The 18,587-nt window shown below is 71.6% G+C and carries 17 protein-coding genes; 11 read left to right on the forward strand and 6 right to left on the reverse strand.

Annotated elements, in window-relative coordinates:
• Nucleotides 1-86 precede the first annotated feature (86 nt).
• Together ACQBAT_RS04980 and ACQBAT_RS04985 are read left to right on the forward strand one after the other, a co-directional pair.
• On the forward strand, nt 87-1,208 hold the full coding sequence (locus ACQBAT_RS04980; RefSeq protein WP_420748047.1) for a sensor histidine kinase: 1,122 nt from the start codon (nt 87-89) through the stop codon (nt 1,206-1,208).
• Nucleotides 1,205-1,810 carry a response regulator gene (locus ACQBAT_RS04985; RefSeq protein ID WP_420748048.1) on the forward strand — a complete coding sequence of 202 codons (606 nt, stop codon included), beginning with the start codon at nt 1,205-1,207 and terminating at the stop codon, nt 1,808-1,810. The genes ACQBAT_RS04980 and ACQBAT_RS04985 overlap by 4 nt, the downstream gene beginning before the upstream one ends.
• Nucleotides 1,811-1,850: 40 nt before the next feature.
• On the opposite strand, the gene ACQBAT_RS04990 is transcribed toward ACQBAT_RS04985, so the two are convergent.
• The 4 genes from ACQBAT_RS04990 to ACQBAT_RS05005 all read right to left on the reverse strand — a co-directional run bounded on the left by ACQBAT_RS04990 (nt 1,851) and on the right by ACQBAT_RS05005 (nt 5,399).
• Nucleotides 1,851-2,600 (reverse strand): hypothetical protein, encoded by a 750-nt coding sequence (locus ACQBAT_RS04990; RefSeq protein ID WP_420748049.1) that lies wholly within the window; start codon nt 2,598-2,600, stop codon nt 1,851-1,853.
• Between the two features lie 131 nt (nt 2,601-2,731).
• The gene (locus ACQBAT_RS04995; RefSeq protein ID WP_420748050.1) at nt 2,732-3,379 is read right to left on the reverse strand and encodes a DUF6318 family protein; all 648 of its coding nucleotides are present in this window, start codon (nt 3,377-3,379) and stop codon (nt 2,732-2,734) included.
• 183 nt (nt 3,380-3,562) lie between these two features.
• Nucleotides 3,563-4,669: a Gfo/Idh/MocA family protein gene (locus ACQBAT_RS05000; protein WP_420748051.1), complete on the reverse strand. Its 1,107-nt coding sequence runs from the start codon at nt 4,667-4,669 to the stop codon at nt 3,563-3,565.
• A gap of 1 nt (nt 4,670) precedes the next feature.
• A complete protein-coding gene (locus ACQBAT_RS05005) occupies nt 4,671-5,399 on the reverse strand; it encodes a FadR/GntR family transcriptional regulator (RefSeq protein WP_420748052.1) in 729 nt (242 codons plus the stop codon).
• Nucleotides 5,400-5,527: 128 nt separating this feature from the next.
• Here ACQBAT_RS05005 and ACQBAT_RS05010 point away from each other — a divergent pair, with 128 nt between their 5' ends.
• From ACQBAT_RS05010 to ACQBAT_RS05050, 9 genes are all read left to right on the forward strand, one after another.
• Entirely contained in the window at nt 5,528-7,249 is a 1,722-nt protein-coding gene (locus ACQBAT_RS05010; RefSeq protein WP_420748053.1) for an ABC transporter substrate-binding protein, read from the forward strand.
• Nucleotides 7,250-7,346: 97 nt separating this feature from the next.
• On the forward strand, nt 7,347-8,303 hold the full coding sequence (locus ACQBAT_RS05015) for an ABC transporter permease (protein ID WP_420748054.1): 957 nt from the start codon (nt 7,347-7,349) through the stop codon (nt 8,301-8,303).
• 5 nt (nt 8,304-8,308) lie between these two features.
• Nucleotides 8,309-10,393 (forward strand): dipeptide/oligopeptide/nickel ABC transporter permease/ATP-binding protein, encoded by a 2,085-nt coding sequence (locus tag ACQBAT_RS05020; RefSeq protein WP_427197775.1) that lies wholly within the window; start codon nt 8,309-8,311, stop codon nt 10,391-10,393.
• Between the two features lie 83 nt (nt 10,394-10,476).
• Nucleotides 10,477-11,316 (forward strand): ABC transporter ATP-binding protein, encoded by an 840-nt coding sequence (locus ACQBAT_RS05025; RefSeq protein WP_420748076.1) that lies wholly within the window; start codon nt 10,477-10,479, stop codon nt 11,314-11,316.
• Nucleotides 11,313-12,251: a dihydrodipicolinate synthase family protein gene (locus tag ACQBAT_RS05030; RefSeq protein ID WP_420748056.1), complete on the forward strand. Its 939-nt coding sequence runs from the start codon at nt 11,313-11,315 to the stop codon at nt 12,249-12,251. The genes ACQBAT_RS05025 and ACQBAT_RS05030 overlap by 4 nt, the downstream gene beginning before the upstream one ends.
• Nucleotides 12,251-13,450, forward strand: a complete 1,200-nt coding sequence (locus ACQBAT_RS05035) for an ROK family protein (RefSeq protein ID WP_420748077.1) — start codon at nt 12,251-12,253, stop codon at nt 13,448-13,450. Before ACQBAT_RS05030 ends, ACQBAT_RS05035 begins: the two co-directional genes overlap by 1 nt.
• 9 nt (nt 13,451-13,459) lie before the next feature.
• Complete coding sequence (locus tag ACQBAT_RS05040; RefSeq protein ID WP_420748057.1) at nt 13,460-14,149, forward strand: N-acetylmannosamine-6-phosphate 2-epimerase; 690 nt, start codon at nt 13,460-13,462, stop codon at nt 14,147-14,149.
• Nucleotides 14,149-14,934, forward strand: a complete 786-nt coding sequence (gene nagB / locus ACQBAT_RS05045) for a glucosamine-6-phosphate deaminase (protein WP_420748058.1) — start codon at nt 14,149-14,151, stop codon at nt 14,932-14,934. The genes ACQBAT_RS05040 and nagB overlap by 1 nt, the downstream gene beginning before the upstream one ends.
• Nucleotides 14,935-15,122: 188 nt before the next feature.
• The gene (locus ACQBAT_RS05050; RefSeq protein ID WP_420748059.1) at nt 15,123-17,009 is read left to right on the forward strand and encodes an exo-alpha-sialidase; all 1,887 of its coding nucleotides are present in this window, start codon (nt 15,123-15,125) and stop codon (nt 17,007-17,009) included.
• A 109-nt stretch (nt 17,010-17,118) separates the two neighbouring features.
• Here the strand turns inward: ACQBAT_RS05050 and ACQBAT_RS05055 are convergent, their stop codons facing one another.
• Nucleotides 17,119-17,241 carry an Ltp family lipoprotein gene (locus ACQBAT_RS05055; protein ID WP_420748060.1) on the reverse strand — a complete coding sequence of 41 codons (123 nt, stop codon included), beginning with the start codon at nt 17,239-17,241 and terminating at the stop codon, nt 17,119-17,121.
• Between the two features lie 348 nt (nt 17,242-17,589).
• Entirely contained in the window at nt 17,590-18,432 is an 843-nt protein-coding gene (locus tag ACQBAT_RS05060) for a hypothetical protein (RefSeq protein WP_420748061.1), read from the reverse strand.
• Between the last annotated feature and the right edge of the window lie 155 nt (nt 18,433-18,587).

Here is an 18,587-nt window from a genome sequence, read left to right on the forward strand (position 1 = left end):
CCACTGACAGACCTGCTGACCTGCGGCGATGCATCCGTGACAGCTGTCACTGCCGCCCCGACCCCCGCCGGTGAGAAGGTGAGGTCGTGAGCACCACCCAGGCCGGCGACGACCCGCGCGTCACCGACGACCCGTGGGCGCGCTGGGGCTGGCTCATGGGCGGGGTGTGGCTCGGATTCTTCGTCTTCCCGCTGATGAACGTCTGGGGCGGTGACCTCCCGCTCGCCCGGCAGCTGCTGTCCACCCTGCTCATCGCCATCTTCATCGGCGGGTATGTGGTGACCGTCCGGTCGGCGCTGCGCGACGTGGCGCGCAAGGAGTATGAGCGTGCCTCCCGCACCGGCACCATCGGCATCGCCGTGCTGGTCGTCGTCAGCCTCCTCCTGGGGTGGCAGATCGGGATCCCCTCGCTGACCGCGCTGCCCTTCCTGGCCTCGATGCCGAGCTTCTTCTACGAGTGGGACCGGGTCCGCATCACCTCCGTCGGGATCCTGCTCGGCGGCATCGTCGTGAGCTGGGCCGCCTTCGGCCCGTGGCCGGCGGCGGCCTACTGGGCGCTCGCCCTCGTGGTGCTCATGATGGCGTCGGTGAGCCGGCTGCTCGAGGAACGGCAAGAGGTCGCCGCCCGCGCCTCCAGCCAGCTGGCGCTGGTCGAGGAGCGCGAGCGGGTCGCGCGCGACGTCCACGACGTGCTCGGCCACTCGCTGACCGTCGTCACGATGAAGACCGAGCTCGCCCGGCGGCTGGTCGACCTCGACCCCGAGCGCGCCAAGACCGAGCTCGCGGAGGTGGAGGACCTCTCGCGCGAGGCGCTCGCCGAGATCCGGGCGACGGTCGGCGGGCTGCGCGTCGCGCGGATCGCGGACGAGGTCGAGTCGGCCCGGGTAGCGCTCGCAGGGGCCGGGATCACGGCCGAGCTGCCCGAGGACCTGACCGTCGTGGACCCGCGGCACCGGATCACCCTGGCCTGGGTGCTCCGCGAGGCGGTGACCAACGTGGTCCGCCACAGCCGCGCCGGGCGGTGCCACGTCGAGCTGGGATCGGACCGGATCGTCGTCACCGACGACGGGCGCGGGCTCTCGGGCCGGCGCGAGGGCAACGGGCTGCGCGGGCTGCGGGAGCGGGTGGACCAGGCCGGGGGGACGCTGTCGATCGCGCCCGCCGACGCGGCGACCGGTCACGGGACGAGGCTGGAGGTGGTGCTGTGATCAGGGTGCTGCTCGCGGACGACCAGGCGCTGGTGCGCGGTGCGCTCGCGGCGCTGCTCGACCTGGAGCGTGACATCGAGGTGGTCGCCCAGGTCGGCCGGGGCGACGAGGTGGTGGCGGCCGCACGGCATACCTCGCCCGGCGTGTGCCTGCTCGACATCGAGATGCCGGGACTGGACGGGATCGCCGTCATCGGGGCGCTGCGGAAGGACGGGGTGGCGACGCGGGCGCTGATCGTGACGACGTTCGGGCGGCCCGGCTACCTGCGGCGCGCGATGGAGGCGGGAGCGAGCGGCTTCGTCGTCAAGGACACGCCCGCCGCCGAGCTCGCCGAAGCCGTCCGCCGCGTGCACGCCGGGCTGCGCGTCGTCGACCCCGCGCTCGCGACCGAGTCGCTGCTCGGCGGACCGAACCCGCTCACCGACCGTGAGCGCGAGGTGCTGCGCGCCGCCCTCGACGGGCGGCCGGTGCAGCAGATCGCCAGCGCGCTCTTCCTCTCCGGCGGGACGGTGCGCAACTACCTGTCGTCCGCGATCCAGAAGACCGGCACGACGACGCGCGTCGAGGCGGCCAAGGTCGCCGAGGAGCGGGGCTGGCTGTGACCGGCGCGGGTATGACGTTGCGCGCCCGCGACCCGGGCGTTCAGTTGTCGTAGAGCCGGTTCCGCGACGTGAGGACCTCGAGCGGGCTGGAGGGTCCCTCGATGGTGGCGCTGCCGGGGATGGTGCGCCATTCGCCGCCCTCGACGCTGACCTCGCCGCCGTACTCGACCGTGATGAACGGAGCCAGGCTCGCGGCGCTCGTGTATTCGTGGGTGATGTCGCCGCTGGGGTAGGGGCCGCCCAGGCTCGTCGTCGGACCGATGCTGCTGCCGTCGCCGGTGACGTAGGTCGCGCCGATCAGCGTCGGCTTGATGCGGACCTCGTGGCCGACGATGGTCGTGGTGTCGACCTCGCCGGGCGCGAAGCCGGCGTCGGGCCAGGCCAGCTGGAAGTAGACCGGTAGGTTGACCAGTGTCTGGCCGTCGGGTGGCTGGATGACGATCTGGGGGAGGGCGAAGTCGGTGCGGTGGAACTGCTCGATGATCATTGCCTCGGTGAGGACCTGGGCCGGCTCGCCCGAGCGGGCGGGGACGGCATCGGTGTAGCAGGTGCCTCCGATCTCTCTCCAGTCCTCCACCACTTCGCCTGCTTCGACGGTGCGGCGGAAGATGATCGAGTAGGCGTTGACCGTATAGCCGCCCACGCCGTAGCAGATGTCTGTGGCGGCTTGACAGATCTCAAGTCTTGGCTCTGCGATGGAGTTCGGCGGCCGGCAGTCGATGACGGCGACGTATTCATACCAGGCCGTAGGGGAGGCAGGGCTGGAACCGGGCGGCCACTGGTTGCCCATTCCAATAACCACTTCTTCGGACAGGCCGACGTAGGTTCCTCCGCCGTCTCTACCGCACTGGACGATGCCACACTCAGGTGGACCAGGTGGGGGCGCGGGTATCGTAGCGGCAATCAGAGCGACAGTCGCGATCATCGCGTTGCCGATACTTCGATTTCTTCCACTACCCAGGGGTCACCCAGTGAGAGATGGAACTTGAACTGAACATTCGGAATGCGGTCGTAGGATGTGAGAACAGTCCCGGTGGCGTCGACAACGTCGTACGGGTTCTGCTCCAGGTCCACAAGAACTTCGTATCCTTCCCCGGACTCGAAGGCTTCAGCTTCGCCCACCGTCGCCGCCTCTCCATCGTTCGCTGCTTCATTCGCAACCAGATGTGAGACGTTGGCTTCATAATTGGCGCAACTTCTGCAGTCGGCCCCAGAGAGTTCCTCAAGTAGTCCTATCTCAGGGTTCATGCCTGTGTAGTTGATGAGGTCGAGGTAATGCAGAGCGAACGCTTCGGCGCCCTTCTCCGTCTGCTCGGTGGCCTCCTCGGGCATCTCGGGCGGGCCGTCGGCGGTCGCCTCCGCGGTCGCCTCCTCGGTCGCGGTGGCTTCCTCCGTCGTGGGGGGCGCCGGCTCGGTGGTCGCCTCGACCTCGTCCGTCACCGGTGCAGCGGTGGCGGTGGTGAGGGCGTCCTCCTGGGTTGGGGGAGCGGCGGGCTCGGTGCTGGTGTCGCAGCTGGCGAGCACGGTTAGGCTCATCGCGGCGACGAGGGTGGTCAGGCTGCGTCTCACGGCATACCCCTCCTGTTCCGGCGCCGCGGCTTCCCCCCGCGGCGGTTGTCCAGCGGCCAGTGTGCAACAGATTCGGCCCAGATATCCGTCGTCCACAGGTAAAGACTTGGTAAGGAAGTGCGCCGTCGCGCTCCTGCGGCCCTCCGACCAGCGGGTATGCCGCACCCGCCCGGTGGGGGAGCGTCAGCCCCGCAGCACCTCGGCGACGGACACCTTGCGGTCCTCGGCCAGCGACAGCATCAGTGCCTCCGCCGTCGCGACCGATGTCAGGGCCGCGCTCCCGTCCGTCAGCCCCGACAGCTCGTCGTCACCGGGCGCACCGCCCCGATCCACGGCCTCCTCGAACCAGGCGAGCTCCTCGACCATGATCCCCCGCAACCACCCCGGTGGCCGCGAACCGGGCGCGCCGTAGACGACACCCCCGCCGCCCGAGGCACCGCCATACTCCTCCCGCCGCTCCGCGTCCTCCGCCACGCTGCGGTGCAGCGGCCAGGACTCGCGCCCGGCGGCGGACACCATCGTGACGCCCACCTCCTGCAGGTCGATCCGCACCGCACCCAGGGACCCCTGCACGGTCACCTGGTGCTCGGGCCAGCGGAAGGCCGACCCCCAGCTCAGCTGCGAGTAGGCGCCCGACTCGTGCTCGAGCGTGGCCAGGAGCACGTCGTCCTCGTCCCCGTGGCCAGGCCCGTGGTGGACGAGGTTGCCGCCCGACAGGCTCACCCGTCGCGCCGGGCCCATGATCGCCAGCACCAGGTCCAGCTCGTGGATGTGGTGGAAGAGGTGGCCGCCGGACCGGGCGCGCTGCTTCTTCCAGCTCACCGACGACGACGCGCCTTCCCACCCCGTCCGCGCCGCGCTCGCGACGAGCAGCTCGCCCACCTCCCCGAGGGCGATCCGCCGCCGCGCCTCGCGCACCCCGTGCATGAACTGCGTGACGTGCCCCGCCATCAGCACCACGCCCGCAGCCCGAGCCTCCTCGACCATCGCCTGCGCGTCGGCCACCGACAGGGCCACCGGCTTCTCGCAGAAGACGTGCTTGCCCGCCCGGGCCGCCGCGACGGCAGGGGCCCGGTGCACGTCGTTGGGGCTGGCGACGACCACCGCGTCCACGTCGCCCGCCGTGCACGCCGCGACCAGATCCTTCTCCACCCGCGCTCCCACCTCGGCCGCGACCTCCCTCGCTCCGGACGGCGAGTGCACGACGGTGACGACGGACGACCCGGACGCCGCGATCAGCCGCGCGAGCTCGGCGCCAAAGTAGCCGGCGCCGACGACGGCATACCGCACCTCAGACGACCCGGGCGATCGCCCGCTGGAGCGGCTCGTAGTGGTCCACCACGGCGGCCCGGTAGCCGTCGAGGTCGCCCGCCTCGGCCGAGCGCACCATCCGCCCGTGGGCCTGCGCCGTCTGGCTGAGGTCGGAGGGCAGCGCCAGCCCGAGCCGGGGGAGCACCGCGGTGTGGACGTCCCAGAACGCCCCGACCAGCTGCCCTGCCAGCCCGTTGCCCGTGCAGTCCAGCAACATCGTGTGGAAGCGTCGGTCGGCCTCGGCGAACCGGTGCCCGGCCGCGGCCTCCCCGACCATGTCCTCGACCAGCTGGTCCAGCTCGGGGTGCTCGCGCCCCTGCATCGCCTCCACCAGCCGGTCGGCCATCGACAGGTCGAGCGCCTGGCGGATCTCCACCACCTCTCGCAGCGCTTGCAGGTCGTCACCGGGGGAGAGCACGCCGCGGAATACCAGCGCCTCGACCATCGCGTCCAGCGACATCCGCCCCACGAAGGTCCCGTGACCGTGCCGCACCTCGACGATGTCGAGCGTGGTGAGCGTCCGCACCGCCTCCCGCACCGAGGACCGGGAGACGTCGAGCCGCTCGCACAGCTCGGTCTCCGTCGGCAGGGCATCGCCCGGTCGCAGCCCCTCGGTGAGGATGAGCTCCTTGATCTGATCGGCGGTCGTGGCGCGACGGTCACGCCGCCGTGCGCCCCGCGCCACCGGCGGGGATGCCGTGCTGGTCATCTTCACTCCTCGATCCTCGTGCGTCTGCGACCTCGGCCTATTGTGCCTTGCCGCGAAGCCTGTATATAGTACGTCAGACATCCGATGTCGGATGGATCACAGTCAACGAGGACGGAGAGTTGGACCTCATGAAGCGACACGACCTGCTGGGGCGCGCGAGCGCCGTCCAGGCACCCCCGACCGGCGCCGGGCGCACGGTCCGCCGCGGGTCGCTGACCGCCGCGGTGGCCGCCGCGGCGCTCGCCCTGACGGCCTGCAACGGTGGCACCACCCCCGACGACACCGCGGAGGACCCGGGCGCCACCAACGGCGCGGCCGAGGACACCGCCGCGGACGACCCGGCCGACGACACCGAGACCGGCGACGCCGCCCCCGCGGGCGACATCGACCAGGACGCCATCATCGAGGCCGGCATCTCCTACTCCTTGGGTGGCAGCTTCGACCCGATGATGGCCTCCGGGGCCGTCACCCTGGCCGCCAACTGGCACACCATGGAGGGCCTGGTCGACCTCGACCCGGTCACCCGTGAACCCTACGCCGCCCTCGCCGCGGACATGCCCGAGCAGATCGACGACACGACCTACGAGGTGACCCTGCGCGACGGCGCCGTCTTCCACGACGGCACGCAGGTCACCGCGGACGACGTCGTCTTCTCCTTCGAGCGGACCATGGACCCCGAGACCGGCACCTTCTTCGCGGGCTTCATCGACTTCATCGACACCGTCGAGGCGGTCGACGAGGACACCGTCCGGATCACCACCGAATACCCCTTCTCCCTCATCAACGAGCGCCTGGGCGTCGTCAAGATCGTCCCGCAGGCCCTGGTCGAGGAGGACCCGGACGCCTTCGGCGCCCTGCCGACCGGCACCGGCCCCTACCAGCTGATCTCGGCCACCGCCGACGACTCGCTGGTCTTCGAGCGCTTCGACGACTACACCGGCCCCCGCCCGGCCCAGGCCGCGGGGATGAACTGGAACCTGCTGGCCGACCCGGCCGCCCGCGTCACGGCGCTCACCTCCGGCACCATCCAGGCGATGGAGGACGTCCCCTACATCGACGTCCCCGCCGTCGAGGGCGACGCCAACCTCGAGCTGGAGTCGGTGCAGTCCTTCGGTCTGCTCTTCATGATGTTCAACACCGAGCAGGAGCCCTTCGACGACCCGCGGGTCCGCCAGGCGATGTTCTACGCCATCGACATGGACCGCATCATCGAGACCGGCATGCTGGGCAACGCCGAGCCGGCCACCTCCTTCCTGCCCGCGACGCACCCGAACTACCACGAGGCCGCCAACGTCTACACCTACGACCCGGAGCGCGCCGAGGAGCTGCTCGCCGAGGCCGGCGTGGACAGCCTGGACATCACGCTGCTCACCACCGACACCGGCTGGGTCGCCGAGCTGGCCCCGCTCTTCAAGGAGAGCTTCGACGCGGTCGGCATCAACACCACGCTGGACATCGGCCAGTCGGCCGGGCAGTACACCAAGGTCGACGCCGGTGACATGCAGGTCATGATCGCCCCCGGTGACCCCTCGGTCTTCGGCAACGACCCCGATATCCTCATGCGCTGGTGGTACGGCGACAACGTCTGGCCCCAGGACCGCTATCGCTGGGACGGCGACGAGAAGTTCGCCGAGCTCACCGAGCTGCTCGACGAGGCCGTCCGTCAGGAGGGCGATGAGCAGCAGCAGACCTGGAACGAGGCCTTCGACCTCATCTCCGAGGAGGTCCCGCTCTACCCGCTCTTCCACCGTCAGCTCCCGACGGCCTGGAACCCTGAGCAGCTGAGCGGCTTCGCCCCGGTCCCGACGACGGGCATGTCCTTCCTCGACGTCGGCGTCGCCGCCGACTGACCCCACCACCGCGGTCCGGTATGCGGTCCGCCCACCCGGGCGGACCGCATACCCCCGCAGTGCTCACCTTCCGACCCCCTGACGAGAGGACGCGCGGATGGCCAACGTGGTCTCGCTCATCGGCCGGCGGCTGCTCCAGCTGCCGCTGATGATCCTCGGCATCACCTTCCTGGTGTTCTTCGTGATGTCCTTCTCCCGCGTCGACCCGGCGATCACCGCGCTGGGGGAGGGCGCCTCACCGGCCGCGCGCGAGGCCTACCGGGACGCCCAGGGGCTCAACGACCCGCTGCTGGTGCGCTACGTCAGCTTCCTCGGCGGCCTGCTCCGGGGCGACCTCGGCACCTACTCGGCGCGGCAGCAGCCCGTCATCGACGAGGTCGCGCGCGCCTTCCCCATCACCCTGCAGCTCACCTTCCTCGGCCTGCTGGTCGCCGTGGTCGGGGCCGTCGTCCTCGGCGTGGTCGCTGCGATCTACCGCGACCGGTGGCCCGACCAGGTCATCCGGCTGTTCTCGATCGCCGCGCTGTCCACCCCCTCCTTCTGGCTCGCCGTCCTGCTCATCCAGGCCGTCACCCTCGGGGTCGGCTGGCTGCCCGCCTCGGGCCGGCTGCCGGCCTTCACCGACGATCCCGTCGGTTGGCTGCAACGGATGGCCCTGCCGGCCCTCGCCCTCGGCACCCCGGTCATCGGCCAGCTCTCCCGCGTCGTGCGCACGGCGATGGTCGAGGAGCTGGACCGCGACTACGTCCGCACCGCCATCGGCGCCGGCGTGCCCCGCCGCGTCGTGGTCGCCCGCAACGTCCTGCGCAACGCGCTCATCACCCCGGTCACCGTGCTGGGCCTGCGCGTCGGCTATCTCATGGGCGGCGCGGTCATCATCGAGATCATCTTCGCGCTGCCCGGCATGGGCACGCTCATCCTCGGCGGGGTCACCAACAACGAGCCCAACCTGGTGCAGGGCGTGACCCTCACCGTGGCCCTGGCCTTCGTGGTGATCAACATCGTCGTGGACCTCCTCTACGTCCTCATCAACCCCCGGATCAGGTCGGTGTGAGCATGCTGCGTCGTCGACTCACCGAACGTCTCTCGGTCCCGGGCCAGCGCCTGGGCCGGCTGGGCGAGCTCTCGCTCACCGCCAAGGTGGCGCTCGTCTTCCTCACCCTCATCACGCTGATGGCGGTCTTCGCCCCGATCGTCGCCCAGCACAGCCCGCTGGCCTCCGGGCCGCCGGTCCAGCCGCCCAGCGGCGAGCACTGGTTCGGCACCGACCGGCAGGGGCGCGACGTCTTCGCCCGGCTCGCCTTCGGCGCCCGCTACAGCCTGACGATCGGCCTGGCCGCCACCGGCATCGCGCTGCTCGCGGCCGCCGTGCTGGGCTCGATCGCGGCGACCACGCCGAAGTGGATCTCCGAGCCGCTCATGCGGATCCTCGACATCGTCATGTCCTTCCCCGGGATCGCGCTGGCCGCCGTCTTCGTCACCGTCTTCGGTCGCAGCCTGCCGGTGCTGGTGCTCACCATCGCCTTCCTCTACGTGCCGCAGCTGACCCGCGTCGTGCGCGCCAACATCCTGGACCAGTACGGCGAAGACTACGTCTCCGCGACCAAGGTCATGGGCGCGCCCACCCCGCGGATCCTGGTCAAGCACGTCATGCGCAACTGCGTCGCGCCGATCCTCGTCTTCGCCACGGTGCTCGTCGCCGACGCCATCGTCTTCGAGGCCTCGCTGTCCTTCATCCAGGCCGGCGTGCCCGACCCCGAGCCCTCCTGGGGCAACGTCATCGCCGCGGGCCGCAACCTGGTGATGAGCGGCTACTGGTGGACGACCTTCTTCCCCGGTCTGATGATCATGCTCACCGTCCTCGCCCTCAACATCCTCTCCGAGGGGATGACCGACGCGATGGTCTCACCGCGGGCCGCCCGGCTCGGCGCCGCCGCCTCGGACTCCTCCGAGGCCACCCAGGACCTGGCCGCCGCCCAGGCCCCGCTCGACGAGGACGCTACCCCGCAGGAGGTCGCGGCCGGGCTGGACGCCGACGACGAGGACGAGGCCGAGGTGATCGCCGAGGACACCGGCTCCACCGTCGGCCCCGCCACCGAGGCCGTCCCGCTGACCCGCCGGCTGGAGCTGCTGCGCGAGCGCGAGCTCCGGCGCACCGACCGGCTGGTCCTGGACTCCGCCGAGCAGCCGCTGCTCGACGTCCGCAACCTGTCGATCCGCTTCCCCCGCCACGGCGACGTCGACGTCGTCCAGGACGTCTCCTTCTCGGTGCGCCCGCACGAGACGATGGGGCTGGTCGGCGAGTCCGGCTGCGGCAAGTCGATCACCTCGCTGGCGATCATGGGCCTGCTCGACCCGAAGGCGCAGATCACCGGCGAGATCCGCTTCGACGGCACCGACCTGCTGTCGATCTCGCCCCGCAGGCGCAACGCCCTCCGCGGCCACGAGCTGTCGATGATCTACCAGGACGCCCTGAGCTCGCTCAACCCGGCCATGCTGATCCGCGCCCAGATGAAGCAGCTGACCTCCCGCGGCGGCACCCGCTCGGCCACCGACCTGCTCGAGCTGGTCGGCCTCGACCCGAAGCGGACGCTCGCCTCATACCCGCACGAGCTGTCGGGTGGTCAGCGGCAGCGCGTGCTCATCGCGATGGCGCTCACCCGCGACCCGCGGCTGGTCATCGCCGACGAGCCGACCACCGCGCTCGACGTCACGGTGCAGGCGCAGGTCATCGACCTGCTGCACGACCTGCAGCGCGAGCTCGGCTTCGCGATGGTCTTCGTCAGCCACGACCTCGCGCTCGTCGCGCAGCTCGCCCACCGGATCACGGTCATGTATGCCGGTCAGGTCGTCGAGCAGGGCCGCACCTCCGAGCTGCTCAGCCAGCCGGTGCACGAATACACCCAGGGCCTGCTCGGTGCGGTCATGTCGATCGAGGAGGGCGCCGGCCGGCTGCACCAGATCCCCGGCACCGTGCCCAGCCCCCGCGACTTCCCCGACGGCGACCGGTTCGCGCCCCGGAGCAGCGACCCGGAGCGCTATGCCGGCGTCACGCCGGTCCGGCGCACGATCGAGGGCACGGAGCACTCCTACGCCGGCCACCCCGACGACGCGGCGGTCGCGCCGATGGGAGGTATGCGGTGAGCACGGTCGCGCAGGAGCGCTCGCCCGAGCAGGACCCGGGTCGCCACGGCGGCGGCGCCCGCGAGGGCTCCGGCCAGGGCCCCGTGGTCGAGCTCCGCGACGTCGGCGTCGTCTACAAGGCGCGCGGGTCCTCGCTGTTCAACCCCACCAAGGTCGTCGCGATGGAGGCCGTCTCGCTCGCGGTGCACCGCGGCCAGACGGTCGGCATCGTCGGCGAGTCCGGCTCCGGGAAGACCACGACCGCCAAGGTGATGATCGGCCTGGAGCAGCCCACCTCCGGCGAGGTCGTCTTCGACGGCGAGCCGGTGCGCCGCTTCACCGGCCCGGTCCGCAAGCGCCTGGGTCGGATCGTCTCCGTCGTCTTCCAGGACCCCGCGACCGCGCTCAACGCCCGGATGACGGTGCGCGAGGCGCTGCGCGACCCGCTGGAGGTGCACGGCATCGGCAGCCGCGCCGAGCGTGACGCCCGGGTCAAGGACCTGGTCGGCATGGTCGGCCTGCCCTCCTCGGCGCTGGACGCCCTGCCCGGCCAGCTCTCCGGCGGCCAGCGCCAGCGCGTCGCGATCGCGCGGGCGCTGACCCTGGAGCCGCAGCTCATCGTCGCCGACGAGCCGACCTCCGCCCTCGACGTCTCGGTGCGCGCCCAGATCCTCAACCTGCTCGCCGACCTCAAGGCCGAGCTGGGGCTGGGGATGGTCTTCATCTCCCACGACATCCAGACCGTCAGATATGTCTCCGACGACATCGTCGTCATGAACTCCGGGCGCATCGTCGAGCACGGTCCGGCGCAGCAGGTCTTCGAGAGCCCGCGCGATCCCTACACCCGCAGCCTGCTGGGGGCAGCCCCCTCCCTGCTGGCCGAGACCCCCGGCACGAGCACGAGCCCCAGCCCCAGCCCCAGCACGAGCAAGGAGCAGCAGTGAGCGACCTGACCGACAAGCTGCGCGGCGTCGTCCCGCCCGTCGTCACCCCCTTCACCCCGGATGGCGCGGTCGACCACGGCTCGCTGGAGCGGGTGGTCGAGCGGCTGCTCGCCGCCGGCGTGGACGGCATCTTCGCGCTCGGCTCGACCGCAGAGGTCGGCTACCTCACCGACGCCCAGCGCGTCGAGGTCGTCTCCCGGATCGTGCAGACCGTCGGCGGCCGGGTGCCGGTGCTGGCCGGCGCGATCGAGATCACCGCGGCCCGGGTGGCCGAGCGCGCGCGCGACCTCGAGCAGGCCGGCGTCGACGGCGTCGTGGCGACCGGACCGTTCTACGCCCTCAACGACGAGGCCGAGTATGCCGAGCACTTCCGCCACGTCGCGGCCGCCGTGGCCGTGCCACTCATCGCCTACGACGTGCCCGTCCGGGTCAACATCAAGCTCTCCCCGGCGCTGCTGGTCTCGCTGGGGCAGGAGGGCGTGATCTGCGCGGTCAAGGACTCCTCCGGCGACGACGTCACCTTCCGGCGGCTCATCGCCGCCAACGAGGAGGCCGGGAGGCCGCTGCGGCTCTTCACCGGCCACGAGATGGTCGTCGACGCCATGGCGCTGGCCGGCGCGGACGGTGTCGTGCCGGGCCTGGCCAACGTCGACCCCGACGGCTACGTCCGGCTCTGGCGGGCCGCGACCCTGGGCCGCTGGGACGAGGCGGTGCAGGAGCAGGAGGCCCTCAACGGGCTCATGGCGATCGCCGGGGTGGCCGTCGGGCGCAGCCTGGACGCGGCCGGCGTCGGCGCCTTCAAGGCCGCCATGCACCACCTGGGCCAGATCGACCACCCGACGATGGCCTTCCCCGTCCGCGCGCTCGACGGCGAGGCCCGCGCCAAGGTCGAGCAGATCGTCGACCGCTGCGGCCTGGCGGTCGTCCCGGCGTGATGGGGGAGCCGGCGGGAGCGGCGGCGGGCCAGGGAACGGTCGACGCTGCCCGCGTCGTGGGCGTCGACCTCGGCGGCACCAAGATCGCGGCGGCCCTGGTCGCCGAGGACGGCACCTGCGGCGAGGTCCGGACCGTCCCGACGCCGGGCGCCGAGGGCCCCGAAGCCCTCCTGGCGGCGGTCACGGACCTGGTGCGCGACGTGCTGGCAGGGGATGGCCGACTGGCGGCGGTCCGGGGCGGTGAGCGTGCCACTTCTGGCGACCGGCTTCCCCTGGGTGGCGGCCGGTCGGTCGCCGTGGGGATCGGCGCCGCCGGCGCGATCGACCGCGACCAGGGGGTCGTGGTCTCCTCGACCGACACCCTCGCCGGCTGGGCCGGGACGCCGGTCGCGGCCCGGCTCCGCGACGCGCTCGGGGTGCCCGTGGCCGTGCTCAACGACGTCGACGCCCACGCCCTCGGCGAGGCCCGCCACGGCGCCGCGGCCGGGGCGGGCAGCGCACTCGTCGTCGCCGCGGGCACGGGGATCGGGGCGGCGGTCGTCCTGGACGGGGACGTCCTCCCCGGTGCCCACCACATGGCCGGCGAGATGGGCCACCTGCCCGTCCCCGGCGCGGAGGGCCTCTTCTGCGCCTGCGGCCGCGAGGGCCACCTGGAGGCCATCGCCTCCGGCGTCGGCCTCGCCCACCTTTACGCCGCGCTCACCACCGACGCCCTCACCTCACGTGAGATCGTCGCGCTCGCCGACCGCGGCGACGCCGCGGCCCAGGAGACGGTGCGACGGTCGGCCACCGCACTCGGCCGAGGGCTGGCCGGGGTCGTCACCGTGCTCGACCCCGAGGTCCTGCTGCTCACCGGTGGTCTCGCGGAGGCCGGCGACCTGTGGTGGTCGAGCGTCGAGGCGGCCCTGCGCGCCGATCTCGTCGACCACCTCGCCGACATCCCGCTGCGCCTCGGAGCCCTCGGCCCGCGCGCCGCGATCGTGGGTGCCGCCGAGGCTGCCCGCGACCTGCTCGCCGTCCCCATGCCGACCCCCTCCACACCACCGACCCCCTCCACACCACCGACCCCCTCCACACCACCGACCCCCTCCACGCCACCGACGCCCTCCACGCCACCGACGCCCTCCACACCACCGACGCCCTCCACACCACCGACCACCCCGCCCGCCACTCCACCCTCCCTTCCGCCCGCCACCTGAGGAGCCTCCGTGCCCGCCGACCCGCGCGACGTCATACCTCCCGGCCTCATCGTGTCCTGCCAGGCCTACCCGGGTGAGCCCATGCGCGACCCCGCGGTGATGACCGCGGTCGCGCGGGCCGTCGAGGAAGGCGGCGCGGTCGCCGTGCGCGGCCAGGGGCTGGACGACCTGCGTGGCATGGTCGCCGCGCTCACCGTGCCCGTCGTCGGGCTGGTCAAGCAGGGCGACGAGGGGGTCTACATCACGCCCGCGCTCGACCTCGCCCGCGCCGTCGCCGACCTCGGCTGCCAGGTCGTCGCGCTCGACGGCACCCGCCGGCCCCGCCCCGACGGGCTCACCCTCGCCGAGACCGTCGCCGGCCTCCGGGAGACGCACGACGTGCTGACCATGGCCGACTGCGGCAGCCTCGACGACGCGCTGGCCGCGGTGCACGCCGGGTGCGACATCGTCGGCACCACGCTCGCGGGCTACACCGGCGAGCGGCCACCGACCGAGGGACCGGACTGGGAGCTGCTCGAGCAGGTCGTCGCCGAGGTCGATCGGCCGGTCGTCGCGGAGGGCCGCTTCCGCACGCCCGACGAGGTCGCCCGGGCGCTCGACCTGGGCGCGCATGCCGTGTGCGTCGGCACCGCGATCACCCACCCCACCAGCATCACCCGCGCCTTCGTGGCGGCGCTGCCGACGGCGGGGAGGGGCTGATGGAGGTCGTCATCCTGCCGGACGAGCGGCAGATCGCCGAGGTGGGGGCGGACGGCATACATGCCCTGCTGGCCCGCAAGCCCGCCGCCGTGCTCGGGCTGGCGACCGGCTCCAGCCCGCTCGGGCTCTACGAGGAGCTGGTCCGTCGGCACGCTGCCGGCCAGGTGACTTTCGCTGCGGCACAGGCGTTCACGCTGGACGAGTATGTCGGTCTGCCCGCCGACCACCCGGCCGCCTACCGCAACGTCATACGGCGGGAGCTCACCGACCGGGTCGACATCGCCGACGGTGCCGTGCACGGGCCGGACGGGATGGCCGAGGACCTCGCCGCGGCCGGTGCCGACTACGAGCGACGGATCGCCGAGGCCGGGGGAGTGGACCTGCAGATCCTGGGGATCGGGACCGACGGCCACCTGGCCTTCAACGAGCCCGGCTCGTCGCTGGCGAGCCGGACCCGCCTCAAGACGCTGACCGACCAGACGCGTGCCGACAACGCCCGCTTCTTCGATGGGGACGAGTCGGCCGTGCCACGGCACTGCCTGACCCAGGGGCTCGGCACGATCCTCGAGGCCCGGCACCTCGTGCTCATCGCGACCGGCCGGGGCAAGGCCGAGGCGGTGCACCAGATGGTGGAGGGCGCGATCAGCGCGATGTGGCCCGCGACGATCCTGCAGCTCCACCCGCACGTGACCGTCCTGCTCGACCCCGCAGCGGCCTCGCGGCTGCAGCTGGCGGAGTACTACCGCACCACCTGGGCGCACAAGCCCTCCTGGCAGGGGATCTGAGGTCCCGGTCACCCTCACCCTTGCGGAGGGTTCTTGGCAAAGTTTTGGTCAAGTCTGCCTCTCGGCCTTGAGCTCTGGCGCGAAGTCGGCTACGGTCGTAAGACATCTGATGTCAGATTCTTGGCGACAGCTCGGGGCCCCCGACCTTCCCACTGAGAACTCACACCACGACGAGAGGCACGACGACGATGTCACGCACGACGAACAGCCGACTGGTCCGCGGGATCGCCGCGGCGGGAGCTCTGACGCTGGCCTTCCCGGTGGCCGCGCTGGCCCACCACACGCAGGCCGAGCCCGACTACGACGCTGCGCCGCCGTTCTGGGGCGGTCAGCCCAGCTACACCGAGCAGGATCTCGCCGTTCCGGGCGAGGGTGGTTTCCCGAACTACCGGATCCCCGCGCTCACGGTGACCAACGACGGCACCATCCTCGCCTCCTACGACGGGCGGCCGACGGCCTGGGACGCCCCCGGCCCCAACTCCATCCTGCAGCGACGATCCGAGGACGGGGGTGCCACCTGGCAGGAGCAGACCGTGATCCGCGGCGGTCAGGTCGATCACCCGATCGAGGGCTATTCCGACCCGAGCTACATCGTGGACCGGGAGACGGGGCACATCTTCAACTTCCACGTCTTCTCGATGGACCAGGGCTTCATCGGCTCTCGTCCGGGCGTGGACCCCGAGGACCGCAACGTCCTGCACGCCAACGTGAGCGTCTCCACCGATGACGGCCACACCTGGGAGCACCGCACCATCACGGCAGACATCACACCGGACCTCAGCGTGCGCTCCCGCTTCGCCGCGGCGGGCCAGGGCATCCAGCTCAAGTATGGCGAGCACGCGGGCCGGCTGATCCAGCAGTACACGATCATCAACGCGGCCGGTCAGTTCCAGGCGGTCTCCATCTATTCGGACGACCACGGGCAGACCTGGCAGGCCGGTGAGCCGGTCGGCGTCGGCATGGACGAGAACAAGACCGTCGAGCTCTCGGACGGCCGCGTCATGCTCAACTCCCGTGACTCCCACCGCTCCGGCTACCGCAAGGTCGCGATCAGCGAGGACGGGGGCGTGACCTATGGGGAAGTCACTCTCGACACCCAGCTGCCCGACCCGACCAACAACGCCTCGATCCTGCGCGCCTTCCCCAACGCCGGCGAGGGCAGCGACCGCGCCAAGGTCCTGCTCTTCTCCAACGCCGCGAGCCAGAGCGGGCGGGTGAACGGCACGGTCAGGGCCAGCTGCGACGACGGCCAGACCTGGCCGATCTCGAAGGTCTTCCAGGAAGGGGACATGGCCTACAGCACGATGGCCACCCTGCCGGACGGCAACATCGGGCTGCTCTACGAGCCGGGCCACGACAGCATCCGCTACGCGGAGTTCAACCTGCCCTGGCTCGAAGGGATCTGCGCTCCGCTCCTCGCCGAGGAACTGACCGTCGAGCGCGGCACGAGCGAGAGCGTCACCGTGACCGTGGAGAACCAGCTCGGTCCGGCCATCCAGGTCGCCTCCATCACCGCGGACGCTCCCGAGGGGTGGAACGTCGACGTGTCCGACGCTCCTTCCCGTGTCACCCCCGGCAGGACGGCCGAGCTCACTGTCGACGTGACGGTGCCCAGCAGCGCCAGCGGTGGCACGTACCGCATACCTCTGCAGCTGACGGACCGGCACGGCAGGAGTTCCCAGGGCCAGCTCGTCGTCGTGGTGCCCAGGACCGAGGATGAGGTCGACGGCCGGATCAGCGTCACCGGTGGCACCCTGGTCAATCCGAAGGACGGCGACTACGTGGTCGGTGACCGGCTGACGTTCACCTATCGGATCACCAACCTCTCCGACGCCACGACGTCGGTGGTGCCGAGCGGGAACCTGCGGGACCTCGACCCCGCCGTCGATGCGCGCAACTGCAGGTGGCTCAACCTGCCCGGCAACGACGCCTACAACTGCCACTTCCCGTATCACGTGGTGACGCAGGACGACCTCGACCGCGGCTACTTCGTGCCCCTCACGACGTGGACCTCGACCTCGGGTGAGGACGTGACCGTGGTGGAGCACGAGGGCCAGCGGGTCGAGCTGCCCTGACCCCACGCCCGTGAGAGCGCCCGCTCGGCCCAGGGGCCGGCGAAGTCGGCCGTGATGGTGACTCCGTAGGTCACAGTCCGGTCTGGTCGACCCCGTAGGTGGCCTGCTCCTACGTGTAGCCCTCGAACATGAGCTGGTCGATGAGCCCCGATCGGGAGAATCCGGTGAACTCCAGATACTGCTGCGCGGACTTCGCGGCCTGCTCGTTGTAGTCCACGTCCAGGCCGTCCACCGCCTTGGTGGCGTCCTCCGTCGAGTATCCCTCGAATTCGAGCTGTTCGATCAGGCCGTGCGGGAGAAGGCGGTGAAGCTGAGGTACTGCTCGGCGGACCGGACAGCGTTCTGCTGGGCGACGCTCATGTCGGAGGTGTCGGCCGCCGCCGGCTCTTCGACGGCAGCTTCTGCCTCCTCCTCGGGGGCGGCCTCTGCCTGGGCCTGCGCGCGTGCCTCCTCAGCCGCCTCGGCCGCTGACTCGAGCTCGCAGCACTGCCGAGAGAGCCACCGTGGTCGGCATCCTGAGTGAGGTGATCCCCATCGTCATCCCTGGCTGCCGGGCAGCCGTGTTGCGAGTGCGGCCACGCTACCCCGACGTATGAGGTCGCGCCTTGCGGAAGACGTCGAAGGTGTCCCAGACCAGGATGCCGGCGATGACCCCGCCCGCCAGGCGCAGGTTGAGGTCGGCCCAGTCCAGCGCGTTGCCCTGGAGGATCGCACCCACGGCCTGCGGAGTCACGACCCGGTCGGCCAGCAGCAGCCCGACCAGGGGGATCCCGACGAGCAGGTTGGTCAGCAGGTTGGCGCCAGCACTGGCCATGGTCCAGCGGCCGCGGACCAGCACCTGGCAGACGACCACGACACCGAGGACCAGCCCGGCCACCACCACCCAGCGCCACAGCAGCGCGGCGTCGGTGAGCACCTGGACCGGCTGGCCGTCGACGCGCACGGTGTAGTCCACCGTCGTCAGCAGCGCGATCCCGACGCCCGCCGCGACGATCGACCAGGCCGCCTCGCCCCAGCCCATCTGCTGGGACTGCGGCTCGGGCAGGTCCGCCGGGTCCCAGTCCGTTCCGGGCGTGAGGGGAGCGAAGGTCGCCGGGTCGACGCCGACCCGCTCGACGATCGCGAAGGCCACGGTCACCCACAGCGCGACCTGCACGGCGGCCCCGATGGCCGAGGTCAGGGTGGCCAGTGCTACCTCGCCGGCGCTGCCGCCGTCGGCGGCGGTGACGGTCAGGGCGACGCCGCCCGCGATGGCGGGCACGATCGCCAGCAGCAGCTTGAGCAGCGCGAGCCAGGCGGGATAGACCGCGGGCCCGATGAGCGCTCGCCCGCCGCCGCGGAAGCCGTCGGCGAGCAGCGTCGGGTGCCCCCAGCTCGAGCAGCACCTGCCGCTCGACCTCGCGGCTCGACGCGTCCTCGGCACCGGCCCCGCCGGGTATGCCGTCCCCCGCCCGGTCCGCGGACGACGGCGCGCCGTGGGCCTCCATGGCGTCGGCGATGGTGGCCCGCAGCTCCTGCTCCAGGTCGGTCCGCTGACCCGCGGGAAGCTGGGAGGTGACGGCGTGGACGTAACGGTCG

The organism is Ornithinimicrobium pulveris (assembly GCF_050261105.1).
Lineage (GTDB): Bacteria > Actinomycetota > Actinomycetes > Actinomycetales > Dermatophilaceae > Ornithinicoccus.